Raw genomic sequence first — 21,255 nt, 5'->3', positions numbered from 1 at the left:
TCAAGGGACTTAAACGTGTTATTCAAACACTTATTAAATACTTACCTTACATCACGAATACAGTAAAATACCCCCATTTAACAAATGGACCAATTGAAGGTATTAACAATAAAATTAAACTTATTAAACGTGTGTCTTACGGTTATAGAAATTTTTATAACTTCAGAAATAGAATATTAGTTATTTCAAGGATGTTTGTAAGTGAACATAAAAAACGTACCAAGTCACTAAAAATAGCAACTTAGTACGTTTTGTCTTCACCAACCGACGTTGACAAAGAGCCCAATTAAGTCACTAGCCGTTAAAAATTAAATGTATTTAATTAAAGCTCTCTTGCTTACTGATTCCATAAATCTGCTAAACCTTGGAATGATAAGTATCCTGTAAATAACGTTACAGCCACAGCTATAATTCCAAAAATGAGCATCCAAGTCGGATGTTTATAATCTCCAACAATACGCTTGTTCTTTGAAGCAATAAGAATCGTACCTAATGTTATTGGTAATATTAAACCATTTAATGCACCAGCTACAATTAATAATTTAATTGGTTTACCAATAAATAAGAAAATCAATGTTGAAATAACTATGAATGCAATGACAACATAATTATCAAAACGATTTAACTTATGGTGTAAAGTTTTAATAAAAGTTGTACTTGTATAAGCTGAACCAATTACTGATGACATGGCTGCTGCAAATAAAACGATACCGAAAATATTACCACCTAATGGACCAATCGCATGCTCAAATACAGAAGCTGGTGGGTTTTCAGGGTCTAATGAAACACCTGTTACAACTACACCTAATACAGCTAAGAATAAAAGTCCACGCATTACACCAGTTGTTAGTATTCCTGTTATCGCTGAACGGTTTACAAATGGTAAATAATCTTTACCTTTAATATCAGCATCTAAAATTCGGTGAGCCCCAGCAAATGTGATATAGCCACCTACTGTTCCTCCTACAAGTGTAATGATAGGTAATACTAGTGATGCAGGATTTTCAGGTAAAATCATATGTTTTGCAGCATCAGCATAAGGTGGGTTTGCTTGCACCATTACAAATGCTACAACACCAATCATGATAACACCTAGAATCATAGTGACAAAGTCCATCACTTTTTGTCCATTTTTAGATATAAATACTAAAATAGCTATCACTGCTGTAATCGCAGCGCCAAATCTTACATCTAATCCAAAAATAGCATTCAAACCTAGTCCTGCACCTGCGATATTCCCAATGTTAAAAGCTAATCCACCAATTGCAATAAGAATAGAAATAAACGTTCCTAAACCTTTTAAAACATCATTTGCGATTTCTTGGCCTCGTTTTCCTGTTACAACAAGTACACGCCAAATATTAATTTGTGCCCCAATATCAATAATGATAGAAAGTAAAATAGCAAATGCAAAACTTGATAAAAATTGCTCAGTGAAGACTGCTGTTTGTGTTAAAAACGCTGGACCAATTGCAGATGTTGCCATCAAGAATACTGACCCCATCAACAACCGTCTGTGCGCCTTTGTGAACTTGAATTCTCCTGGATTTTCTAACTTGTTTTCGTTCTTACCCATGAACTAACCCCCTAGTTTGACAATGTCAATGTTAACCTCCGATAACTTTTTACGAATCTGCTCCACAAATTCTAGAGCATGTGCACCGTCACCATGTACACAAATCGTGTCAGCTGAGATGTCTACATCTTCTCCTGTAATCGCTGTAACTTTCCCCTCTGTTACCATTCGTACTACCTGCTTAAGCGCTTCGTCAGTATCTTCAATAACTGCACCGTCTTTTTTTCGACTTACGAGTTGACCATCATTTTCGTAGCGGCGATCAGCGAATACTTCTGAAGCGGTTTTTAAACCGACTTTTTTAGCTTCATCAATAAGTATTGAATTTGATAGTCCGACGAAATGAATATTTGGATCAACGTCATAAACTGCTTGTGCAATGACTCTTGCGATTTCTGGATTACGTGCTCCCATTTGGTATAAAGCTCCATGTGGTTTGACATGATTTAATGGAACATTTTCAACATCGCAAAACGATTTCAAAGCACCAATTTGATAAATAACCATATTATAAATCTCTTCAGGTGACATATCTAGATTACGACGACCGAAACCTTGTAAATCATTAAATCCTGGATGTGCACCTATTCCAACCTGATGTGCTTTAGCTAACTTCACAGTTTTAGCCATTACATCAGGATCTCCTGCATGAAAGCCACACGCAACATTTGCAGACGTAATTAATGGAATAATTGATGAATCATTTCCAATTTGATAATTTCCAAAACTTTCACCTAAATCGCAATTTAAATCAACTTTAGTCATGATTAACCTCCTTTATGATATCGTGGCGCTCTAAGAATTTAATATCTACATCTCTTGCATCACCCTCATAATAAGGTGGATACGATAACACAGCATATAAGAAATCTGCTGTAGTTGTAAAACCATCGATTACCATTTCATCTAATGTTACTTTTAATTTATTAATCGCATGACTACGGTTTTCACCTTTAACAATCACTTTTGCAACTAAAGAATCATAATATGATGAAACAGTATACCCACTATATAACAAAGAGTCAACACGAACATTAAAACCTTGTGGTAAATGTAATCTCTCTACAGTACCAGGCGTAGGTCGAAACGCCGCTTCTGGGTTCTCTGCGTTAATACGTGCTTCAATAACATGACCTTCAAAAGGAATATCAGATTGTTTTAATTTCAATTCATCATTTTGCATGATTAAGAGTTGTTGACGTACTAAATCAATATTTGTACGCATTTCAGTAACTGTATGTTCAACTTGAATACGTGCATTCATTTCAATAAAGTAATAAGCATCCTCAGTTACTAGAAATTCAATTGTTCCTGCACTTCGATAGTTAGAAGCTTTTGCAACTTTAACAGCGTCGTTACAAATTCTTTCACGTTTTTCTGGAGTTAATGCACTACATGGTGACTCCTCAATTAGTTTTTGGTTTTTACGTTGTACGGAACAATCACGTTCTCCTAAATGAATAAAATTAGTAGAGCCGTCGCCAAGTACTTGAACCTCAACATGTTTTGCTATAGGTATAAACGCTTCAACATATATACGATCATCATTAAAATACTTGTTTCCTTCACTTTTAGCTTCTTTAAAAGATTGTGCAAGTTGACTCTCTTCTTTAACGATTCGAATCCCTTTACCGCCACCACCACTTGCTGCTTTTAGTACAAGTGGATAACCAATTTCTTCAGCTAATGCTTTTACTTCTTCTACTGACTCAACTGAAGATTTAGAACCCGGTATAATCGGTACACCTGCTTTATCAACTGTTTGACGCGCAGTAATTTTATCACCCATTAATTCCATTGTTTCTTTAGTAGGTCCAATAAAATAAAGTCCTTCATTTTCAACTTTTTCAGCAAATACTGGACTTTCTGATAAGAATCCATATCCTGGATGAACTGCATTTGCATTTGTGATTTCTGCTGCAGATAAGATATTTCGAATATTTAAGTAACTATCTAAAGGATTGGCGTTACCTATACATACTGCATAATCTGCTAATTTCACGTGAAGACTATCTTCATCACCAACAGCATATACTGCTACAGATTCCATATTCATTTCTCTTAATGCACGAATAATTCGAACAGCAATCTCGCCCCTATTGGCAATTAAAACACGATACATAATATCCCCCCCTTATTTTAATTTTAAGATTACTTGATTATGTTCAATATTTTCACCATGATCAACAAGAATTTCTGTAATTTCACCAGATTCATCTGATTTAACTTCGTTCATTACTTTCATTGCTTCTACGTAGCCGATAATATCGCCTTCGCTAATTTTATCTCCAACTTTAACGACTGGCTTTGTAAGTTCTTTTTCATCTTGTAAATAGAATGTCCCAATCATTTGAGAACGAACTTCTTTAGATGTATCTTCAGCTTCTTCATTAGAGGCTTCAGCCTGTGGAGTGGGTTGATTCGTATTTACAGTTGGTACATTAACTTCTTGTGTGTGTCCTTGAGCTTGAGATAATGGTAAATCTAACTCTAATTCCATGTCTTCATCGCTATATCTGAAGTGTTTTGCACCGTAGCTTTTTAATAAATTTAATGTTTGTTCAATTTGTTTTAAATCCATGGCTTAATATCTCCTTTTAATACACTTTTTATTTTGCGTTGAGTCGGTCGTAAATCATTTAAAATGCGTTTAGGTTTATTTGTAATTTGATACTTTGCATCCTCTAATTTACGTGCCTTTCTAGAAAGAATTTCATTAGCTTCATTAAAAGTTACCCACTCAAATTTAACAGTTTCACCTGGTCTTCGTTGCGCAATATCAACTATATCACTATCAATAACTGTAGCGATTTTAGTATATCCCCCTACAGTTTGGCGATCGTTGAGTAATATAATCGGATTTCCATCATTAGGAACTTGAATACTTCCTAATGCAACAGGTTCAGAAATAATGTCGGCTGATTCTATAGGTTTAATGGATTCACCTTTTAAGCGATAACCCATGCGATCTGAACTTTCAGAAACTTTGAATTCAATATGTTCAATTTCCTTAATTGTTCGTCTTGAAAAAGATTCTAGTTGCGGACCATCCATAATTGCAATTGGAAGATCACTAGATGAAGTAAAGCTCATAAAGTCTGAAGTTCGACCAATGAGACTGTAATCAATATGACTTGCTTTTGTATGAATGATGTCCTTTTCCTTTAGAACACGCCCTTTATAACCACCAACTCTTGTTCTTGTATGGGTCGAATAGCTTCCTTCTATTGCAGGGATATCCAAAGGTTCTGCGAAACCAACATATGCCCTCATACCTTTAGTAGCTGTTCCTAAATCAAGAACATCACCTTTTTCAGCTTTGATTACCGTTTGATGTGGAATATTTTCCCCATTTAATGTGGCTGAAAACGGCGCCCCAGCAATCGCAAATAAATTATGAGAAAGGAATTTAATTTTAGGTCCAATCATTGTAATTTCAAGTGCCGGTTGACTCTTTGTATTTAATAAAGTATTTAAAATTTCATAACTTGGCCTATCCATGACACCAGCAGGAGAAAAGCCTTCTGATTGATGTCCATATCTTCCTTCATCTTGAATCGTTGTAAATAAACCAGGTTTTATAATTTTAATGGTCATTGTCAATCATCACCCACTCGTCATAATCTATTAAGCCTTTTTCAACATATCTTTGAATATGTAAAAACTTTTCTTCGCTGATAGGATAAAATTTTATTTTATCTCCAGGTCTATATAAGATTTTCGGATCACGATTTAAATCAAATACATCTATAGGCGTTCGACCAATAATTTGCCATCCACCTGGCGAGTCTGCAGGATATAATCCCGTTTGATTATTCGCAATACCTACTGAACCGGCTTTGATGCTTATGCGCGGTTCTGCTTTACGTGGTGTATGAATATGCTCATCCAGACCTCCTAGAAATGGGAAACCAGGCATAAACCCAATCATATATACAAGATAATAACTTTCCGTATGATAGCGTATCACTTCTTCAATACTTAAATTGTTATGCTCAGCAACAATTTCAATATCTGGTCCCCATTTACCACCATAAAGTACAGGAATATTAACGATACGACGTTTTGAATTGTTTTCATGTTGATCGTGTTGAAAAGAATTTAAATTAATGTCTTCAACTAAATCCTCATAATTAATAGAATTCCCATCAAAATATACTAAAATAGCTCGATATGATGGGACAATTTCTTTAATTAAAGGATGATTTAATGATTTTATATAATCAACAACTGCATAGACTTCTTCAAATATTTCTTCATTGATGTTTGCCTCAAAATAAATCATAAAAGATTGTTCGCTAATCTGTCTAGAATGCATTGTCATCCCCCTTTCAGAAAACCCTTACAAAAATATATTTTATCATCAAACGCGCTTCCTTACAATTCTACTTTACCGATTTAAATCACAAAAAATCATTTTTGTAGCTTAGAATTAAAAAAGAGATTAAGTTATCACATAAACAACAGATCTGAAAATCAGACTACTTTGTCTTAAATCAATTGTTATGCTCACCTAATCTCTGAGTTATATTATTTTAATTATGAAATTTTAACAATTTTAACATCCATTTCGGCACCATTTGGAAGCGGTACACGAACTTCATCGTTAAGTTTTTTACCAATCAAAGCTTTTGCAATTGGTGATTCGTTAGAAATTTTACCATTGAATGCATCTGATTCAGCTGAACCTACAATTTGGTAACTTTCTTCTTCGTCACCAGGTAATTCAACAAACGTCACTGTTTTACCAATTTGAACAATGTCATTATCATCAGTGTCTTCAATGATTAACGCATGACGCAACATTGTTTCAATACGTTGAATATCTTGTTCGATAAATCCTTGTTCATCTTTCGCTGCGTCATATTCAGAGTTCTCGGATAAATCTCCAAAACTACGTGCTACTTTAATTTTTTCAACAACTTCTGGGCGTTTAACTGTTTTTAACTCTTCTAATTCCTTTTCAAGCTTGTCATAACCTTCTTGTGTCATTGGGTATTGTTTTTGATTTTCCATAATTACACATCTTCCTTTAATTAATTTTGTTTTTTTACGAGTGCTTGAATTTTTGTTGTCATAATATCGATAGCAACTTTATTACTACCACCTTCAGGAATAATAATATCCGCAAATTTTTTGGTAGGCTCAATAAATTGATTGTGCATCGGTCTTACAACATTCAAGTACTGATCTATGACAGATTCCATTGTTCTACCACGTTCTTTTGTGTCTCTTAATAAACGTCTAAGAATGCGTAAATCTGCATCTGTATCAACAAATATTTTTACATCCATCATATTTCGAAGCGCTTCATTCTCGAGCGCGAATATGCCTTCTACGATAATAACATCTTTAGGGTCAAATGCAATGGTTTTATCACTACGTGTATGTTTCGTATAATCATACGTCGGTACTTCAACTTTATGACCATTTTGTAAGTCTTTTAAATTACTAATTAATAAGTCATTATCGAAAGCAAAAGGGTGGTCATAATTCGTTTCTAATCTTTCTTCAAACGTTAAGTGAGATTGATCTTTATAGTAATAGTCTTGCTCAATTAATGCGACACTATGACCTTTTAATTGCTCCATAATTGCTTGAGTGACTGAGGTTTTTCCAGATCCAGACCCACCTGCAATACCTATGATTGTTGTTGAACTCACAATTAAACTTCCTTTCTCATCATGTTGTTCTTATAAATAGGATGATCAACTTTAATTTGAACAATTTGTAAAGGATGGCGAGCTGCATCTAGGCTGTTTCCTTCTTCATCATAGATAGCATCTACAACTTGTTTAAACGTACTTATTTCAGGTCCAAAAAATTCGATTTCATCACCTGGTCTAAAGTGATTACGTTGTTGAATTGTTGCGATTTTAGATGATTCGTCATAATCCAATACTAATCCAATAAAATCAAATGGTGCTTTTTTTGATGATTCATTGCCAAACATCTGTTCTTCATAACCAGGTGTTCCTTTAAAGAAGGCAGGTGCTGTATCACGGTTGGCACATTTATCGAGTTCATATAACCATTCTGTTTTAATTTTAAAGTTTTCAGGATCAGCTGCATAGGCATCTATTACTTTACGATATACAGATACTACGGTAGCAATATAATGTATTGATTTCATTCGACCTTCAATTTTTAACGAATCGATTCCAAGATCCATCATATTTGGAATCGATTCAATGAGTTTAAGGTCACGTGGACTCATAGCAAAAGGTGTAGCGTTATCATCTTTATAGTAGACATCTAATTCACCATCATTATCTACGGTTAACAAATCATAATCCCAACGACAACTTTGACAACATCCACCTCTATTAGAATCTCTTGCCGTCATATGATTACTTAATGTACAACGTCCTGAATAAGCAATACACATTGCACCATGAATGAATGCTTCAATTTCAATATCTACTTTATCTTTAATTTCTTTCATTTCCATTGCGCCAGTTTCTCGTGCAAGTACAACTCGATCAAGTCCTTCACTTTTCCAGTATTCTACTGCCTTGTAATTGCTTAATGATTGTTGCGTTGATAAATGAATTTCTAAACGAGGTGCTACACGTTTACATGTTTCAATAATGAGTGGGTCTGCAACTATAATACCTGTTGCTCCTGTTGATTCTAATGCTTTTAAGTATTCGTCTAATCCTTCAATATTTTCATCGTGCGCAATGATATTTGTTGTAACATAAACTTTAGCGCCATATTGGTTCGCAAACGCAACACCTTCACGGATTTCATCAATTGTAAAATTATCTGCATTTGAGCGTAAACCGTATTCTTGCCCCCCAAGAAATACAGCATCTGCACCATAATGTACTGCAATTTTAAGTTTCTCAAGATTACCTGCAGGGGCGAGTAATTCAGGCTTTTTAATTTTAGGTTTAGGTTGTGATTGTACATCCTCTAATACCTTCATTATTATCTCTCCTTCTATTTAGTACACTGTTTGTTTAAATAGGAATCCTTCGTCAAACGGTCGGTGATCAGGTTGAATGGCTTCTATCGGATCCACTAGCATAAACTTCTCATCTTCATAAGTTTCAGGGTCTTCTTCATAGAGATCTATCGCTTCTCTATATTGTTCAGTAACTACATTTATATATTCTTCAGTATGCAATAATCCATCAATTTTAAAGCTATCAATTCCAGCTTCAAATAATGGTTCTAATTCTTCAATGAGACAGATATCATTTGGCGACATAATATGTGTACCATTATAATCTTCGTAAACTGGGTACTTATTACCACGCTCTTCGTCATAAAGAAGTAACTGCGTATCTTCGTCCAAATTCTGACGTTGTATTTTCATTTGTCTTTCTTGGAATGTGTAATAATTTCCAAGTAACATTCTCTTAGATTGGAACATACATGTCATGCCATGAACTTGTACTTCAATTTCAACATCACTATTTGCCTTAATATTAAGAATTTCCTCTAAACTTAATTCTCGTGCCAAAATTGCACGTGTTGCACCCCTTTTTCCCCAATAATTACATTGGAAGTGATTTGTAACAAGTGTTTCGGCATTCCAGTGAAGCGGAATCGGATTATCTTGTTCTTTTACAATCATAACGACCGCAGGATCACCAAATATAATACGATCCACACGAATATCGTGTAAAAACTTAATATATGCCTCAACTGCTGGAATATGATAATTATGAAAAATACCATTCACTGCTGCATATACTTTTTTACCTGCATTATGAATGATTTCTACAGCTTTAATCATGTCATCTTTTTTAAACTCACCAGCAAGACGTAAACCAAATTTTTCTTCTCCTATAATAAAAGCATCTGCACCTTTTTCAATTAAAGTTTCAATATGACTTAATGATTTCGGTGTGACTACTAATTCCGTCATTTTAACGCTCCTTCATTGAGATGGCTAGTCCATCGTCCATATTTATAAAGTTTGTATTATAATCTTGATTTTGACTCAACCAAGTATTAAATCTTTGAATTTTTTTGACCATTTGCTTAACGTTTCTACTTCTTACCACATCAATATCAGAAACAAAACCATGGTAGAGTATATTGTCAGTAATGATTAATCCTCCCTTACGTAAAAGAGGGTCATACATTTCAAAAAAACGTTGTGATTGCGCTTTTGCAGCATCAATGAAAATCATATCATAAATCGTATCATTTACATCTTCAAATGCTTGTAGCGCGTCGTTTTCAATCAAACGAATTTGATTTTGAAAACCATACGCCTCAATATTCTTTTTTGCCTGTTCAATCATATCAGGATCTCTTTCAATCGTCGTTATTTTGATATTCGGATTAACTGATGCAAATTGCATACTACTAAATCCTATAGCACTGCCTATCTCCAAAATGTTCTTAGGTTGATGTATGCGAATAATTTGTTGAATTAAACTTAAAGATAACGCATCAATTATCGGTACACTATGTTGTTCTGCGTAGGTTCTAAGCTCATCTATTTGATTTATATTATGACTTAAACTTAAAAAATAACGTGTATTTTTATCGTCCATGATTTAACTTCCTTATACTTTAATCAAAAAATAAACCAGTCTTTTGACTGATTTAATGTAATGCCTTAATTATCTCAACTCATACTTTGATTTGTCTTACACAAATATAAGTCGTATCAGTTTTATTCGATATTTTGTATTCCATGATGTTTAACACAACTTTTACATATTTTATCACAAAAGAAACACCATGTTAATGCGAAAAACTAATATTTTTGTATAACCACAAACACGAGTACAAATCAATGCTCACTCAATAGTAAATGATTTGTACTCGTGTATTTTTGTATATGACTGACATTACTTCAAATTACGCTTCAGGATCATCCATATTAGTATTGACAATCTCCTCAATCATATCCCATTCTTCTTCTGTTTCAACAGGTAAAAACTTACCACCTTCACCTGATTCATCCGGCTCATTAATCATTGGGATTAATTCAATTAAATCATCTTCATCTGATTGTGCGCCTTCCTCAGCTAAAATAACATACTCTTTTTCAAACCCTGGATGATAAAATTCTAACATTTTACGATAGAGTACTTCGTTCCCATTTTCATCATAAAGGGATAATAATTCTTCTTCATGATTAAATTCTAAATTTGTATCTTTATTTTTTGACACAATGCATCCTCCTTAACCTAATGAATCTAAATAACCTTGCAAAATAAACACAGCAGCCATTTTATCTATTACTTTTCGACGTTTCGCTCTTGACACATCCGCTTCTAACAAAGATTTCTCCGCTGCCATCGTGCTTAAACGCTCATCCCACATAACTACATCAATGTCAGGAAGCGCTTCTTTAATCGCATCTTTATACTTTAAAGAGGCTTCCCCTCTAAATCCTATTGAATTATTCATGTTTTTGGGTAATCCAATTACAATAGTACCAACATTTTCTTGAAGAATAATTTGCTTTAATTGTTCTATTCCAAGTTGATTTTCTGCCTCATTGATATGGAGTGTATCTAACCCTTGAGCCGTCCATCCCATCAAATCGCTAATCGCTATACCTACTGTTTTACTACCAACATCTAAACCAAGTATTTTATGCTTAAGCATCTGATTTTGAGTTATGATGTTTAAGATAAAACATCACAAGTTCTTTCATTATTTCATCACGATCGATGTGTCTAATTTGATTTCTGGCTTCATTATGGCGTGGTATATAAGCAGGATCACCTGACAACAAATAGCCTACAATTTGATTTTCAGCATTGTAACCACGCTCATTAAGTGTACTATAAACGTTATTTAACACTGATTCGACATTTTCTTTAGTTACTTCTTCTGAGTTGAATTTCATCGTTTTATCAAACTTTGACATAGATACAACACTCCTTAACACATAATTTATTAAACGACTTGGAGTTTATTTTTCTCTTTAATTAAACATGTCCATACATCCCTATTGTACAAAATAATGGTTAGGATTAGATTGACTTAATGTAATTTTTAATAAATTGTAATGCCTCTGTTATCTTTTCAGGTTCTGTACCGCCACCTTGTGCCATGTCAGGACGGCCTCCACCTTTACCACCAACTTGAGGTGCTAAATTTTTAATAATGTCACCAGCTTTTATTTTATCGGTATAAGCTTTTGGTACCGTTGCGATTAATGATACTTTATTACCATGACGACTTGCTAAAATAATGATTGTATCTTGTAATTGAGATTTAAAATCATCCATTGTTGAACGTAAAGCTTTCGGATTATCTACTTCAACTTCTGAAACTAATACAGGTAAGTCATTAATCATTGTGACTTGATCTTTTATATCTCCCATTTGTAATTGGTTAATCACTTTATTCTTCTCATCAAGTTGTTGTTGTAGTGATTTTTCATTATCTTGTAATTGGACTACTTTTTCAATCACTTGATCGTCATCTTTAGCTTTTACTTGATGTTTTAATTGATTAAATCTTTCTAAATAACCCTCTAAATACATAAATGCTTCTTGTCCTGTTACCGCTTCAATTCGTCTAACACCAGCTCCTGTACCTGTCTCACTAACTATTTTGAAAAGACCAATTTCTGACGTATTGACTACATGCGTACCACCACATAATTCAATTGAGAATGGTCTCATATCTACCACACGTACAATATCACCATATTTCTCTCCAAATAGAGCCATTGCACCTAAAGACTTAGCTTCATCAATCGGCATTTCATGAATTTGAACATGAATATTTTTCCAAATTTCTTCATTTACTTTATGTTCTACTTGTTCAATTTCTTCTTGAGACATTGGTGCGATATGTGAGAAGTCAAATCTAAGTCTTTTAGCTTCTACTAACGATCCAGCTTGGTTAACATGATCACCTAAAACTTCTTTTAATGCTGCATGTAGTAAGTGAGTGGCACTGTGATTCTTTTTGATTGCTTCGCGTTCATCACTATTTACTTGTGCAACCCCTTTGTCCTGACTATGAACTGTCCCAAACGTAACATGACCTTTATGCAAATGTTGACCATTTGGTGCTTTAACTACCTCAGTCACTTCAATTTCAAATGATTCACTTGAAAATGTTCCTTTGTCAGCAACTTGTCCACCACTTACAGCATAAAATGGTGTTTTATTTAAAATAAAATAGATTGTTTGATCGTTATCGACACTATCTACACGTTCACCATCTAATAAAATATCTGCAATTTCAGCTTCTGTTTGAAGTACTTCATATCCTACAAACTCGCTTTGAGTTTTGATATTTTTAAGCACTTCATTTTGTACTTGCATAGATTGACTATTTTGACGTGCTTGTCTTGCTCTATCTCGTTGCGCTTGCATATGCGTTTTAAATGCATCCATATCTATAGATAAGCCTTCTTTTTCAGCAATCTCTTCAGTTAATTCAATCGGAAAACCATAAGTATCATATAATTTGAATGCATCTGCTCCTGAAATTATTGTAGAATTCGCTTTAGCTTCAGACATCATCGTATTGAGAATTGAAAGACCTTCTTCCAGCGTTTCATGGAATCTTTCTTCTTCTGATTTAATGACACGAGATATGAATTCTTGTTTTTCTTTCACGTTAGGATAGTATGGTTCCATTATAGCTGCTACCGTTGCAACAAGTTTGTACATGAAAGGCTCATTTATATTTAAACTCTGGCTAAATCTAACCGCACGTCTTAATAAGCGGCGTAATACATATCCTCGCCCTTCATTCGCTGGTAAAGCACCGTCTGATATTGCAAATGAAATCGTTCTAATATGATCTGCAATTACTTTGAACGCTACATCTGAATCAGGATTTTGTAAATACTTTTGACCCGAAACCTTTTCAACTTCTTCCATAATTGGGATGAAAAGGTCCGTTTCATAATTCGTTTTAACGTCTTGTGAAATAGATGCAACACGTTCGAGACCCATACCCGTATCAATGTTTTGGCTTGGTAATGGTGTATACGTATGGTCTTTATTATGATTGAACTCACTAAATACAAGGTTCCAGATTTCTAAATATCGTTCATTTTCCCCGCCAGGATACATTTCTTCTTCTGGGTCATTTGCACCATATTCAGGACCTCGATCATAAAATATTTCTGTATTAGGTCCAGATGGTCCTTCACCAATATCCCAGAAGTTCCCCTCTATTCTTATAATGCGCTCCTCTGACAATCCAATCGTTTCTTGCCATATTTTATAAGCTTCAGTATCTTCAGGATGAATTGTCACATATAATTTTTCAGGCTCAATAGCTAACCAACGTTCACTTGTTAAAAATTCCCATGCATATTTAATAGCTTCTGGTTTAAAGTAATCACCTATTGAAAAATTCCCAAGCATTTCAAAAAATGTATGGTGACGTGCAGTAAAACCAACGTTTTCAATATCATTCGTACGAATTGATTTTTGTGCATTTACAATTCTAGGCTTTTTCGGAATTTCACGCCCATCAAAATACTTTTTTAACGTTGCTACACCTGAGTTTATCCAAAGTAAGGAATCATCATCAATTGGGACTAAAGGGGCAGATGGCTCTACCATGTGATCTTTTTCTTTAAAAAAGTCGATATACATTTGTCTTATTTCACTCGCTTTTAAGCGTTTCATTTACAACAGCTCCTTTATACAAGTCAATAAATAAAAAAACACTCATCCTTTAAAAGGGACGAATGCTTCGCGGTACCACCCTAGTTATGGTCAAATCAACCATCACTCATTACATATTCATACGCACACATAGTAGCGTTCAATTAGTCAACTCGTACTTTCTCACCAATCTGTACGTCTCTGTGAAGTTGAGGATTAATTTACTCATCTATATGTTTAACTTAACTTAAATTATAAAAAAGCGGTTAGGCTTTGTCAATTTCTAAAAAGTCATAAGGCGTGACTTTCTCCATATTAATCATTGGATCGATATCATAAATAGTGTCTTCTGTCAGTTCAATATGGCTATCAAGATCATCATCGACGGTTTCTTTCTCACCTTTAAAATATTGTAATAAATAGGAAGCTAAATGCGTTAACCGTATTTGACCTTCTGTGGACAATCCAATATTAAATGCTTCAACTTCTCCTAAGAACACAAGTGACTGCTTAGCACGTGTCAAACCCGTATATAAAATAGGTTTTTGAAGCATTCTAAAATATTGCTTCACAATAGGCATGATGACAATCGGAAATTCTGACCCTTGTGCCTTATGTATCGAAGTACAATAAGCATGGGTTAACTCCATTAAATCTGATTTCAAAAACGTGATTTCATTACCTTCAAAGTCTACAATTATCACATCTTTATTAAGTTCATTTTCTTTAGCCCAAAAGATACCAACAACTTCACCAATATCGCCATTGAATATATTATCGTTAGGTCTGTTTACAAGTTGTAGTACTTTGTCTCCTTTACGAAATACAATATCACCAAATGTGATTTCACGATGCGAATCATCTTTTTTAGGGTTTAAAATATCTTGTAAGACTTCATTAAGTCGTTTTATCCCTGCATTCCCTCTATACATTGGTGCTAATACTTGAATATCCGACATTGTATATCCTTTTTGAACGGCATTTTTCACAACTTTATCCACGACATCAGGAATTTGCTCAGCATGACACGGTATAAACGTACGATCATGATAACGCTTAGTAATATCCACTTGCATTCCTGATTTCATATGATGTGCGAGCTCAATAATACTTGAACCTTCCTGTTGACGAAACACTTCTGTTAAATTTACTCTTGGTAAAACATTTGTATCTATTAAATCTTTAAATACTTGACCTGGACCCACTGATGGTAATTGATCTTCATCTCCAACTAAAATCACCTGAGCATCTGTAGGTACCGCATTTAAAAATTGATGGAATAACCACGTATCAACCATTGACATCTCGTCGATGATAATTAACTTAGCATTAATTTCATAATCCAAAATATCATCCGGCTTTGTTTCCTGATTCCATCCTATCAATCGATGAATAGTTGTCGCTTCTAGTCCGGTAGATTCATATAATCGTTTTGATGCTCTTCCAGTCGGAGCTCCTAAAACAATAGGAAAATCGTCCTCTTCATAGTCTCCATAATCTAAAGAAAGACCGTGTAACGCTGCGTAAAGGTGAACAATTCCTTTAATCACCGTTGTCTTTCCGGTACCAGGACCTCCTGTTAGTAACATCACTTTATGTTTGATCGCATATTCTAATGCTTCTTTTTGAGAAGGAGCATAACTTACATTGTATTCCTCTTCTATTTGCCCAATTTGAAGCTGAATATCAGATTCATCAAATTGAGAAAGCGTATCAGTACGTGTATGTATCTTATATAAATTTTGAGTGCTCTTAAGTTCAGAATAATATAAGCTTGGCAAAGATACATCTTCATCAACGACTATAAGTTTTTGCTCTTCATCTAGATAGTCTATTGTTTCACGGATTAGCGTTTTATCAATAGCTATGTCTTGGTTTTTGCTTAAGAGCTTTTCCGCTTCATCAACTAATGTCATTACCGGTAGATAAGTATGGCCTTGTTTTATACATATTTCTTCAACTACATATAAAATACCAGCCTTTAAACGATTACGTTCAGTTGGTTCAATACCCAGTTGTAATGCTAACTGATCAGCTTTTCGAAATCCAACACCACGTATGTCAAAAACTAATTGATAAGGGTTTTCTTCCACCACCCGAACAGTATCTGCCTTATAAAACTGATAAATATCCATTGAAAGTTTAGCCCCAAAGCCAAGCTCATTAAGTCGAATCATAATATATTCACTTTCTTGATTTTGGATAATTTGTTCAGCAATCTTTTTTTGTTTGGCCTTAGATAACTTAGGGACTTGAGATAAGACTGAATCATCATTAAGTACTTTTGAAATCACATCTTCACCAATAGCATTAACAATAGATTCAGCCGTTTTTTTACCAATCCCTTTAAATAAATCACTTGATAAATATGAAATCACTGCGTCTTTCGTTTGAGGCAGTTCTTTTTGGAAGCGCTCAGCTTTTAATTGCTGTCCATATTTCGGATGATTAACAATATGACCGTTAAATACATATACCTCATCCTCAATAATATTTGGAAAAAACCCAACTACAGTTGCCATATCCTGAAAATCACCATTAGATTCTATGACATCTACTTTTAAGACGGTATAGAAATTATCACTGTTTTGAAAGAGAATCATTTCAACAGTACCTTTAATATAAATACTATCTAATAATGTTGGGTTTTCCATTTTTGTTAGCCCTCCTCATCACGAATCGCTTTGAAAGTTTTTAGTGCATGTTGACTTAATAAATGATCTTCATCCATCAATATAGCTCGTTCAAATCCTTTAATTGCAACATCTATATCCTCATTTTTCATATACACTGCTAGCGTCAAATTATATTGAGCATCAGCGTGTTGAGGATTGATTTCTAAAATCTTATTTAGAATAGGAATAGCTTGATCGAATAATTCAAGTTCACATAGTACTAGTGCATATTGAAACTGTAATTCGATATCCTCAAATGCTTCATCAATTTCAGCAGCACGCATGAGATAAGGTAATGCTTCTTTTTTGGCATCCAATTGGAGGAACGACAAACCAATCATAAAGTTCGTATCTTTTGTATCGAACCCTTTTTGTTTGGCAAGTTGATACAATTTGATAGCGTCTTGAAAACGATTTTCGTTAAAATACACATTTGCAAAATTATAATAAACACTACCATTTTCTGGTTCTAAAGTTATTGCACGTTGAAAAAAACGCTCAGATTTTTCTATCTCATTGGCTTCTGCTAGTATAATTCCGGCATTAATATAGTTTTCAATTTCTTTTGGATAAGCTTCTATATTATCAAATGAAGCTTGTAATGCTTTTTCATATTGTCCTTGTTGTATAAGTTGATGAATTTCTTCAAGTTTCATAATTTAATCACCTTAATTTAATAATTAATGCTTTATACTACATAGCTTAACTGCCCTGAATTTTTAAAGACATCATCAATTGTAGCACCACCTAAACAAGTGTCACCATCATAAAGGACAACTGCTTGACCTGGTGTAATTGCTCGTACAGGCGCTTCAAAAGTGACACGAATACTATCATCACTTTCTTTTGTAACCGTAACCGGTGTATCTTTTTGACGATATCTGAACTTAGCTGTACATTTTAAAGGTTTACTTAAGTCAGTATCGTTTACAAATGAAACATCCGATGCAATAAGGTAATCACTGTATAGTGCGTCGTGATGAAAACCTTGTTCTACATAAAGTATATTTTTATCTAAATTTTTACCTACTACAAACCAAGGATCACCATCGCCACCGATACCTAAACCGTGTCTTTGACCGATTGTATAGTACATCAACCCACTATGCATACCTTTTTTCTCCCCATTTAAAGTACGCATTTCACCAGGTTGAGCAGGCAAATATTGTGATAAGAATGTTTTAAAATTACGTTCACCAATAAAGCAAATCCCTGTTGAATCTTTCTTTTTGGCAGTAGCAAGATTCTGTTCCTCAGCAATTTCTCTTACACGTTTTTTATCAATATCTCCTATTGGAAACATAACATGCTTTAATTGCTCTTCTGTTAGTTGATTTAAAAAGTAAGTTTGGTCTTTATTATTATCAACGCCACGTAACATTTCTACATGCCCCGTACCATCACGCTTTACTCGGGCATAGTGACCTGTTGCAACATAATCCGCCCCTAATTTAAGTGCATGATCTAAAAAAGCTTTAAATTTAATTTCTTTATTACACATTACATCTGGGTTTGGCGTGCGACCCTTTTTATATTCATCTAAAAAATAAGTAAATACTTTATCCCAATATTCTTTTTCGAAATTAACTGCATAGTATGGTATATCAAGTTGATTACACACAGCTATGACATCATTGTAATCTTCAGTAGCTGTACATACACCATTTTCATCGGTATCATCCCAGTTTTTCATAAAAATACCGATGACATCATAACCTTGTTCTTTGAGTAAGTGTGCAGTTACAGAACTATCGACACCGCCAGACATCCCAACTACAACACGTGTTTGATTATTTGTCACACTTAGTCCTCCTTAAATTTTTGATAAATTTTTTGAATTTCAATAATGATATAGTTAATATCTTCTGAAGTCATCGCCTCATTGAGACTGATACGAATTGAGCGTGTTACACGTTCATCTTCACCAAACATCGCAGCTAACACATGAGATGGAATTGTTGAACCCGCTGTACATGCGGAACCAGAAGAAACGTATACACCAGCTAAATCCAATAATGTTAAAAATGTTTCTACGTCTATAAACGGAAAATATAAATTAATAATATGATTTGTACTATCGACCATAGACCCATTAAGTTCAAATGGAACTGAACGTTCTTGTAGCCCAACAATAAGTTGTTCTTTTAGAGCAGCAAGATGAACATTATGCTGGTCTCTATGATGATCTGCAAGTTCTAAAGCCTTAGCTAGCCCAACAATTTGCGCAATATTTTCAGTTCCAGCTCGTCTTTTACTTTCTTGTTCTCCTCCGTGTTGTAAAAACTGCATTTGAGTACCTTGTTTCACATACAATGCACCTACACCTTTAGGTCCACCGAATTTATGAGCCGTTAAACTCAATGCATCTACATCAAATTCAACAACGTCTACATCCAAATGACCAATGGCTTGCACTGCATCCATATGAAAATAAGCTTTAGTTTTTCGAACTAAACTTTGAATATCATAAACATGTTGTACGGTACCGACTTCATTATTAACAAGCATGATTGAAACGAGAATAGTATCATCTCGTAAGTTATTTTCTAACTGTTTTAAATCAATTAACCCTTCTTCATTTACATCTAAATACGTTACTTCAAACCCCTGTTTTTCTAGATACTCGAAAACGTGTAACACAGAGTGATGTTCAATTTTTGTGGTAATTAAATGCTTTCCTTTATCTTGATTAGCAAATGCTATGCCTTTAATTGCAGTATTATTTGATTCAGTAGCACCACTTGTAAAAATCACTTCATTCGGTTTAGCGTTAAGGAAATTAGCCACAGTACGTCTAGACTCATCTAAATAACGTCTTGCATCTCGACCTTGCGAATGAATTGACGAAGGATTCCCAAAATGCGTTTTATAAATTGACATCATTTCATCTAATACTTCGGTTTTTATAGGTGTTGTTGCTGCGTAGTCTGCGTATACACTCATACTTAATGACAGTCCTTTCTCATATTCAATGTTCCTATTTTAGCATTACATATCCAAAAATTCTAGTCCAGTGTTCTAGACGTATCAACGCTAAACGCTGCATTAATTTCTATGTATTGAATTTAAAATTGATTAATCTTTTTCTTATAAACTTATATTTATAACATGGTATAGTGTAGTTAAATACAAATAAAAAATTTAAAGGAGAGTTATATTTTGGTATCACGTATCAAATATTCTGCACTGAATTTAATTCCTATTCGTGAAGGTCAAACTGATAAAGAAGCAATTGAGCAACATATTAAACTTGCACAACACCTTGAAACGTTAAATTATGAACGATTATGGATAGCAGAACATCATAATGCACCCAATTTAGTAAGTTCAGCAACGTCTATTTTAATACAACATACATTAGCACATACAAACTCTATGCGTATCGGCTCTGGAGGCATAATGTTACCGAATCACGCCCCTTTAATTGTTGCTGAACAGTTTGGAACGCTAAAAAAAATATACGGTGATAGAATTGATTTAGGATTAGGTAGAGCACCTGGAACAGATATGGCTACAGCAAGTGCACTAAGACGCGATCAACATGATGGCGTATATCGTTTCCCAGAAGAAGTACAGCAGTTATTACACTATTTTGGACCCGATTCAAAACAAGGTTATGTTAAAGCTATCCCAGCCGTAGGGACAAATATACCATTATATATATTAGGTTCATCCACTGACTCAGCACATGTTGCTGCTAGAGAAGGTCTGCCTTATGTATTTGCAGGCCATTTTGCTCCAGATCAAATGAAAGAGGCATTATCAATTTATCGAGAGCTTTTCGAACCTTCTGAATATCTAGATGAACCCTATATTATTGTTTGTTTGAACACCATCGTAGCAGACACAAATGAAATCGCACAGCATTTATCAACAACACAAATTCAAGTTTTCGCAAGTATCATGAGTGGACGTATGCAAAAAATGCAACCACCAGTAGATGATCTTGAACAAATTTTATCTCCCCGTGTCATTCGAATGGCACAACAACGCGTCGATCAATCTTTAGTTGGTGACAAATCGACAGTTAAGGAAAAAATAAAATCATTTATTCAGCATTATGGTGAAATTGATGAGATTATGGCAGTAAGTTACATTTATGACGAAGCGTTACAACACCAATCTTATACAAAATTTAAAGAGTTATTAGAAGAATTAAATCAAGACTAATTAAAAAGAAGGTAAAGCATTCTATAAATGGGCTCTATACTTTTAACGGTTGGTGAAATATTCACTAGCCGTTATTTTTTAGTTTTTAATATAAAAACGGCACAAATATCTCTATAATTGTAAGTACCAACAAACGAATTAAGAAGAGATATTTATGCCTATAAATTATGATATAACAGAATGCTTTGGAATTGAAGGAGAAAATTTAAAAATAACAGGTTATTTAGGGTTAAAGGACATTAAAGGGATAACATCTTTAGTTTTTACTGGC

Annotated in this window: 21 protein-coding genes; 2 read left to right on the top strand and 19 right to left on the bottom strand. The window is 34.1% G+C overall.

Features of this window, described 5'->3' with window-relative positions; all coding sequences use genetic code 11:
• Nucleotides 1-245: transposase (locus HHH54_RS09720; protein WP_198618639.1), on the top strand; the 245-nt coding region annotated here is incomplete at its 5' end.
• Between the two features lie 92 nt (nucleotides 246-337).
• Here the strand turns inward: HHH54_RS09720 and HHH54_RS09715 are convergent.
• From HHH54_RS09715 to HHH54_RS09625, 19 genes are all read right to left on the bottom strand, one after another.
• On the bottom strand, nucleotides 338-1,576 hold the full coding sequence (locus HHH54_RS09715; protein ID WP_198618638.1) for an NRAMP family divalent metal transporter: 1,239 nt from the start codon (nucleotides 1,574-1,576) through the stop codon (nucleotides 338-340).
• 3 nt (nucleotides 1,577-1,579) lie between these two features.
• The gene (gene pxpA, locus HHH54_RS09710; RefSeq protein WP_198618637.1) at nucleotides 1,580-2,341 is read right to left on the bottom strand and encodes a 5-oxoprolinase subunit PxpA; all 762 of its coding nucleotides are present in this window, start codon (nucleotides 2,339-2,341) and stop codon (nucleotides 1,580-1,582) included.
• Nucleotides 2,334-3,698, bottom strand: coding sequence for an acetyl-CoA carboxylase biotin carboxylase subunit (locus tag HHH54_RS09705; RefSeq protein ID WP_198618636.1), 1,365 nt, complete (start codon nucleotides 3,696-3,698; stop codon nucleotides 2,334-2,336). The genes pxpA and HHH54_RS09705 overlap by 8 nt, the downstream gene beginning before the upstream one ends.
• Nucleotides 3,699-3,710: 12 nt before the next feature.
• Nucleotides 3,711-4,157, bottom strand: coding sequence for an acetyl-CoA carboxylase biotin carboxyl carrier protein (locus tag HHH54_RS09700; RefSeq protein ID WP_198618635.1), 447 nt, complete (start codon nucleotides 4,155-4,157; stop codon nucleotides 3,711-3,713).
• The gene (locus HHH54_RS09695; RefSeq protein ID WP_198618634.1) at nucleotides 4,148-5,173 is read right to left on the bottom strand and encodes a 5-oxoprolinase subunit C family protein; all 1,026 of its coding nucleotides are present in this window, start codon (nucleotides 5,171-5,173) and stop codon (nucleotides 4,148-4,150) included. Before HHH54_RS09695 ends, HHH54_RS09700 begins: the two co-directional genes overlap by 10 nt.
• Nucleotides 5,163-5,894, bottom strand: coding sequence for a 5-oxoprolinase subunit PxpB (gene pxpB, locus HHH54_RS09690; protein ID WP_198618633.1), 732 nt, complete (start codon nucleotides 5,892-5,894; stop codon nucleotides 5,163-5,165). The genes HHH54_RS09695 and pxpB overlap by 11 nt, the downstream gene beginning before the upstream one ends.
• Before the next feature lie 221 nt (nucleotides 5,895-6,115).
• The gene (greA, locus tag HHH54_RS09685) at nucleotides 6,116-6,592 is read right to left on the bottom strand and encodes a transcription elongation factor GreA (RefSeq protein ID WP_198618632.1); all 477 of its coding nucleotides are present in this window, start codon (nucleotides 6,590-6,592) and stop codon (nucleotides 6,116-6,118) included.
• Nucleotides 6,593-6,612: 20 nt separating this feature from the next.
• Nucleotides 6,613-7,239, bottom strand: coding sequence for a uridine kinase (gene udk, locus HHH54_RS09680; RefSeq protein ID WP_198618631.1), 627 nt, complete (start codon nucleotides 7,237-7,239; stop codon nucleotides 6,613-6,615).
• A gap of 2 nt (nucleotides 7,240-7,241) precedes the next feature.
• Nucleotides 7,242-8,507 carry a peptidase U32 family protein gene (locus HHH54_RS09675; protein WP_198618630.1) on the bottom strand — a complete coding sequence of 422 codons (1,266 nt, stop codon included), beginning with the start codon at nucleotides 8,505-8,507 and terminating at the stop codon, nucleotides 7,242-7,244.
• A gap of 18 nt (nucleotides 8,508-8,525) precedes the next feature.
• A complete protein-coding gene (locus tag HHH54_RS09670) occupies nucleotides 8,526-9,455 on the bottom strand; it encodes a peptidase U32 family protein (protein WP_198618629.1) in 930 nt (309 codons plus the stop codon).
• Between the two features lies 1 nt (nucleotide 9,456).
• On the bottom strand, nucleotides 9,457-10,092 hold the full coding sequence (locus tag HHH54_RS09665; RefSeq protein WP_198618628.1) for an O-methyltransferase: 636 nt from the start codon (nucleotides 10,090-10,092) through the stop codon (nucleotides 9,457-9,459).
• A gap of 310 nt (nucleotides 10,093-10,402) precedes the next feature.
• On the bottom strand, nucleotides 10,403-10,720 hold the full coding sequence (locus HHH54_RS09660) for a DUF1292 domain-containing protein (protein ID WP_198618642.1): 318 nt from the start codon (nucleotides 10,718-10,720) through the stop codon (nucleotides 10,403-10,405).
• A 9-nt stretch (nucleotides 10,721-10,729) separates the two neighbouring features.
• Complete coding sequence (gene ruvX / locus HHH54_RS09655) at nucleotides 10,730-11,158, bottom strand: Holliday junction resolvase RuvX (RefSeq protein WP_198618627.1); 429 nt, start codon at nucleotides 11,156-11,158, stop codon at nucleotides 10,730-10,732.
• Complete coding sequence (locus HHH54_RS09650) at nucleotides 11,151-11,423, bottom strand: IreB family regulatory phosphoprotein (RefSeq protein WP_198618626.1); 273 nt, start codon at nucleotides 11,421-11,423, stop codon at nucleotides 11,151-11,153. The genes ruvX and HHH54_RS09650 overlap by 8 nt, the downstream gene beginning before the upstream one ends.
• A gap of 106 nt (nucleotides 11,424-11,529) precedes the next feature.
• Nucleotides 11,530-14,160 carry an alanine--tRNA ligase gene (gene alaS / locus HHH54_RS09645; protein WP_198618625.1) on the bottom strand — a complete coding sequence of 877 codons (2,631 nt, stop codon included), beginning with the start codon at nucleotides 14,158-14,160 and terminating at the stop codon, nucleotides 11,530-11,532.
• A 245-nt stretch (nucleotides 14,161-14,405) separates the two neighbouring features.
• Nucleotides 14,406-16,793, bottom strand: coding sequence for an SF1B family DNA helicase RecD2 (gene recD2, locus HHH54_RS09640; RefSeq protein WP_198618624.1), 2,388 nt, complete (start codon nucleotides 16,791-16,793; stop codon nucleotides 14,406-14,408).
• A 5-nt stretch (nucleotides 16,794-16,798) separates the two neighbouring features.
• Entirely contained in the window at nucleotides 16,799-17,473 is a 675-nt protein-coding gene (locus tag HHH54_RS09635; RefSeq protein WP_198618641.1) for a tetratricopeptide repeat protein, read from the bottom strand.
• Nucleotides 17,474-17,502: 29 nt separating this feature from the next.
• Nucleotides 17,503-18,582, bottom strand: a complete 1,080-nt coding sequence (mnmA, locus tag HHH54_RS09630) for a tRNA 2-thiouridine(34) synthase MnmA (RefSeq protein WP_232796316.1) — start codon at nucleotides 18,580-18,582, stop codon at nucleotides 17,503-17,505.
• 35 nt (nucleotides 18,583-18,617) lie between these two features.
• Complete coding sequence (locus HHH54_RS09625; protein ID WP_198618622.1) at nucleotides 18,618-19,757, bottom strand: cysteine desulfurase family protein; 1,140 nt, start codon at nucleotides 19,755-19,757, stop codon at nucleotides 18,618-18,620.
• Nucleotides 19,758-19,973: 216 nt separating this feature from the next.
• Here HHH54_RS09625 and HHH54_RS09620 point away from each other — a divergent pair, with 216 nt between their 5' ends.
• Nucleotides 19,974-20,984, top strand: coding sequence for an LLM class flavin-dependent oxidoreductase (locus tag HHH54_RS09620; protein ID WP_232796314.1), 1,011 nt, complete (start codon nucleotides 19,974-19,976; stop codon nucleotides 20,982-20,984).
• Nucleotides 20,985-21,255 lie beyond the last annotated feature (271 nt).

Origin of the sequence: Staphylococcus canis (assembly GCF_016238445.1) — a bacterium.
In the GTDB taxonomy this organism is placed as follows: domain Bacteria; phylum Bacillota; class Bacilli; order Staphylococcales; family Staphylococcaceae; genus Staphylococcus; species Staphylococcus canis.
This window is presented reverse-complemented; position numbering and strand designations above follow the sequence as displayed.

Coding starts and splice junctions, on each gene's coding strand:
- HHH54_RS09715 (WP_198618638.1), bottom strand. CDS start 1,576: ATGGGTAAGAACGAAAACAAGTTAGAAAATCCAGGAGAATTCAAGTTC.
- pxpA (WP_198618637.1), bottom strand. CDS start 2,341: ATGACTAAAGTTGATTTAAATTGCGATTTAGGTGAAAGTTTTGGAAAT.
- HHH54_RS09705 (WP_198618636.1), bottom strand. CDS start 3,698: ATGTATCGTGTTTTAATTGCCAATAGGGGCGAGATTGCTGTTCGAATT.
- HHH54_RS09700 (WP_198618635.1), bottom strand. CDS start 4,157: ATGGATTTAAAACAAATTGAACAAACATTAAATTTATTAAAAAGCTAC.
- HHH54_RS09695 (WP_198618634.1), bottom strand. CDS start 5,173: ATGACCATTAAAATTATAAAACCTGGTTTATTTACAACGATTCAAGAT.
- pxpB (WP_198618633.1), bottom strand. CDS start 5,894: ATGCATTCTAGACAGATTAGCGAACAATCTTTTATGATTTATTTTGAG.
- greA (WP_198618632.1), bottom strand. CDS start 6,592: ATGGAAAATCAAAAACAATACCCAATGACACAAGAAGGTTATGACAAG.
- HHH54_RS09675 (WP_198618630.1), bottom strand. CDS start 8,507: ATGAAGGTATTAGAGGATGTACAATCACAACCTAAACCTAAAATTAAA.
- HHH54_RS09670 (WP_198618629.1), bottom strand. CDS start 9,455: ATGACGGAATTAGTAGTCACACCGAAATCATTAAGTCATATTGAAACT.
- HHH54_RS09665 (WP_198618628.1), bottom strand. CDS start 10,092: ATGGACGATAAAAATACACGTTATTTTTTAAGTTTAAGTCATAATATA.
- ruvX (WP_198618627.1), bottom strand. CDS start 11,158: ATGCTTAAGCATAAAATACTTGGTTTAGATGTTGGTAGTAAAACAGTA.
- HHH54_RS09650 (WP_198618626.1), bottom strand. CDS start 11,423: ATGTCAAAGTTTGATAAAACGATGAAATTCAACTCAGAAGAAGTAACT.
- alaS (WP_198618625.1), bottom strand. CDS start 14,160: ATGAAACGCTTAAAAGCGAGTGAAATAAGACAAATGTATATCGACTTT.
- recD2 (WP_198618624.1), bottom strand. CDS start 16,793: ATGGAAAACCCAACATTATTAGATAGTATTTATATTAAAGGTACTGTT.
- mnmA (WP_232796316.1), bottom strand. CDS start 18,582: ATGTCTGGCGGTGTCGATAGTTCTGTAACTGCACACTTACTCAAAGAA.
- HHH54_RS09625 (WP_198618622.1), bottom strand. CDS start 19,757: ATGAGTGTATACGCAGACTACGCAGCAACAACACCTATAAAAACCGAA.